The sequence below is a fragment of the Gordonia sp. (in: high G+C Gram-positive bacteria) genome, from assembly GCF_049299075.1.
GTDB lineage: Bacteria > Actinomycetota > Actinomycetes > Mycobacteriales > Mycobacteriaceae > Gordonia.
In genome coordinates, this window is sequence record NZ_JBAQWU010000101.1 from 1 (window position 1) to 3,206 (window position 3,206).

The following is a 3,206-nucleotide window of genomic DNA, read 5'->3' on the forward strand; positions in this document are numbered from 1 at the left end:
GGTCGTGGTCGACGGTCACCTCGCTCTGTTCATCGAGCGCGGCGGAAAACGGATCTTGACCTTCACCGGGCAGACCGACCGCCTCGAATCCGCCGCGGCGGCGCTGGCGACGTCGATCAAGCGGGGCCGCGTCGCCCGAATGCACGTCAACCATGTCGACGGCACCCCCGCGCTGCACACCCAGTTCGGCACCCTTCTCGGGATGCAGGGTTTCGCCGCCACTCCGCGCGGGCTACGGATGAACTACGATCCGCGATCCTCGACTCGTGCCTGAGCCCGGACCTCAGACGGCGTAGCGGTCAGGCTCCGGCCCGAAGGTGAAGCGGCGACCGGTGATCTCGGTGACGTCGATCTCGACGTAATTCATTTTCAGCGTCGGCACCCACGGCTTCAGTGGCAGCTGGTCGGCGGCCTGAATCTCACTAGTGCCCGTGAGGATCCGCGCCTTGCCCTTGGCCACGACGCTCCAGCCAATCTTGCTGGTAAAACCGTCGGTTTCGAAGGCAACTCGGCCGTTGACGGCAACCTCGGACAACTTGGTGCCTTCGGCGGTGCGGAACAAGATCTTGCCGTCGTGCGCATAGGCATTGATCGGGAAGATTTCCGGCTCGCCCTCAACACTAAGTGCCAGGCGACCCATCACACTCTCGCTCAGCAAGTTCCAGCACTGGTCTGGGTCCAGGACGGTGATCGCTTCCATGTTCTCCTCATTCCTCGGGCCAGCTGCGGTGAGCTTTGCTCCAGCGTAGGCGGTCGGTCTGCCTCGCGCAGCCCTCCCGCACGGCACCGGGGACCTAAGGCCCGCGTGGCGATCGTCACGCGGACGCGCTGGCGGACCGATAGGCTGGGATCCATGCGAAATCTGGTGCTCTCGGTCATCGGCGACGACCGCCCCGGCCTCGTTTCCGCCCTCTCAGACGCGGTCGCTTCGGGCGGCGGCAACTGGGAGCAGAGTCAGCTCGCCCAGCTGGCCGGCAAGTTCGCCGGAATCGTCGCCGTCGCGGTCCCCCGGGAGAAGGCCGACTCCTTGATCGCCGCGGTCACCGCGCTCGACGGCTTGCTCGACGTTTCCGTGCACGAGGCCGATGCGGGCACCGTGGGCGGCGACGTGGTGGCCCAGACCATCGCGGTGCTCGGCGACGATCGCCCCGGCATCGTGCAAGAGATCTCCGCCGCGCTGAACCGCACCGGAGTCTCGATCGCCAAACTCACCACCGGCACTCGGGAGGCGCCGATGTCCGGCGGCACCCTCTTCGAGGCGCGGATGGACGTGCTGATCCCGGCGGACGCCGACACGTCGGCGATCCGCGCCGATCTCGAGGCCATCGCCGCCGAACTGCTGGTCGACCTCGACGTCGACAGCGCCTGATCGCCGACGACTACGACTGCCGCGGTTGCTTCGCTACCGTCTCGGCGGTCAGCGGTTCCACGATCTTCGGGCGCGCTTCCGGTGCGGCCACCCGCAGCGCATCGGCGGCCGCATCGTCGGGCTGCCGTTGCGAGGAGATCTCGGCCTGCGCACGGCGGCAGTAGCCGTCCACTTCGGCGTCGGCCTGCGCCGGCGTCCAGCCCAGGATCGGGGCCATGAGATCGGCGACCTCGCGGGCGCAGTCGAGGCCGCGGTGGCGGTACTCGATAGCGATGCGGGTCCGGCGTTCCATCACGTCATCCAGGTGCAGGGCGCCCTCGTGGCTGGCGGCGTAGGCGGCCTCGGCACGCAGATACTGCGGCGCAGCGGCGAGCGGCTCCAGCAGGGACGGGTCGTCGACGGCGGGGGCGAGTACTTCGTCGAGCAACGACCCGTAGCGGTTGAGTAGGCGCCGGATGCGGTACGGGTGCAGGTCGTATTTCTCGCCAAGGAACTCGCACTGGTTGACCAGCGCAAAGTAACCGTCGGCGCCGATCAGCGGGACGCGTTCGGTCACCGACTGGCCGACCCGGTCCGGAATGAACTCGGCGGCGGCGTCGACGGCGTCCGCACCCATCACCCGATAGGTGGTGTACTTGCCGCCGGCGATCGAGATCAGACCCGGCGCCACGGTCGCGACGGCGTGCTCGCGGGAGAGCGCCGAAGTGTTGGCATCCTCCCCGGCCAGCAGCGGCCGCAGACCGGCGTACACACCCTCGATGTCGTCGTGGGTGAGTTCGGTGACGAGTTCGGCGTTGACGCGCTCGAGGATGTAGTCGATATCGGCGCGGGTCGCGGTCGGATGCGCGAGGTCGAGGTTCCAGTCGGTGTCGGTGGTGCCGATGATCCAGTGCGTCTCCCACGGGATGACGAACAGGACCGACGTCGGCGTGCGCAAGATGATGGCCACTTCGCTGACGATGCGGTCGCGCGGCACCACGATGTGCACGCCTTTGGAGGCCCGCACGGTGAAGGCGCCGCGCTCGCCGGACAGTTTCTGCACCTCGTCGGTCCAGACGCCGCCGGCGTTCACTACGCACTGGGTGCGGACCGTCGTCGTCGCACCGGTCTCGCTGTCGCGCAGGGTCACCCCGGTGACGCGGTCACTCTCTTTGGTGAAACCGACCGCTTGCGTCGAGGTCCGCACGACGGCGCCGTACTGCGCGGCCGTACGAGCCAGGGTGAGGGTGTGGCGGGCGTCGTCGACCACGGTGTCGTGGTAACGGATACCGCCGACGAGGGCGTCCGATTTGAGGCTCGGCGCGATCCGCAGCGCTTTGCGCCGGGACACGTGGCGCTGGCCAGGCACCGACTTGGCGCCACCCATGCGGTCGTACAGGAACAGCCCTGCCGCGATGTACGGCCGCTCCCAGATGCGCTTGGTGATCGGGAACAGGAACGGCAGCGGCTTCACCAGGTGCGGGGCCAGCAGGCTTAGCGAGAGTTCCCGTTCACGGAGGGCTTCGCGGACCAGGCCGAACTCCAGTTGCTCAAGGTAGCGCAGGCCACCGTGGAACATCTTGGACGATCGGCTCGACGTTCCCGACGCGATATCGCGCGCCTCGACCAGGGCCACGCGCAAGCCGCGGGTGGCGGCGTCGAGCGCAGTGCCCACGCCGACCACTCCGCCGCCGATCACGACAAGGTCGAACTCTTCGTCGCCGAGTCGGCGCCAGGCCTCGTCACGGTGGGCCGGGGACAGATCCGCAGGTCGTTCCGGGTGGTCGTTCATTGTTGACACGACGACCAGCCTAACAGCGCCCTCTGGCACACTACTTCGTGTGACTAACGCCACCCC

Annotated in this window: 4 protein-coding genes; 2 read left to right on the top strand and 2 right to left on the bottom strand. The window is 68.0% G+C overall.

Annotated elements, in window-relative coordinates:
- On the top strand, positions 1-274 hold a 274-nt coding region (locus WAW85_RS03285), incomplete at its 5' end, for a hypothetical protein (protein WP_422558223.1).
- A gap of 9 nt (positions 275-283) precedes the next feature.
- Here the strand turns inward: WAW85_RS03285 and WAW85_RS03290 are convergent.
- Positions 284-700, bottom strand: coding sequence for a pyridoxamine 5'-phosphate oxidase family protein (locus WAW85_RS03290; RefSeq protein WP_422558224.1), 417 nt, complete (start codon positions 698-700; stop codon positions 284-286).
- A gap of 153 nt (positions 701-853) precedes the next feature.
- On the opposite strand from WAW85_RS03290, the gene WAW85_RS03295 reads away from it, so the two are divergent.
- A complete protein-coding gene (locus WAW85_RS03295) occupies positions 854-1,369 on the top strand; it encodes a glycine cleavage system protein R (RefSeq protein ID WP_422558225.1) in 516 nt (171 codons plus the stop codon).
- 10 nt (positions 1,370-1,379) lie between these two features.
- On the opposite strand, the gene glpD is transcribed toward WAW85_RS03295, so the two are convergent.
- On the bottom strand, positions 1,380-3,140 hold the full coding sequence (glpD, locus tag WAW85_RS03300; protein ID WP_422558226.1) for a glycerol-3-phosphate dehydrogenase: 1,761 nt from the start codon (positions 3,138-3,140) through the stop codon (positions 1,380-1,382).
- Positions 3,141-3,206 lie beyond the last annotated feature (66 nt).

What these genes read in the sequence shown, in the direction of transcription:
- WAW85_RS03290 (WP_422558224.1), bottom strand. Translation starts at nt 700, where the DNA reads ATGGAAGCGATCACCGTCCTGGACCCAGACCAGTGCTGGAACTTGCTG.
- WAW85_RS03295 (WP_422558225.1), top strand. Translation starts at nt 854, where the DNA reads ATGCGAAATCTGGTGCTCTCGGTCATCGGCGACGACCGCCCCGGCCTC.
- glpD (WP_422558226.1), bottom strand. Translation starts at nt 3,140, where the DNA reads ATGAACGACCACCCGGAACGACCTGCGGATCTGTCCCCGGCCCACCGT.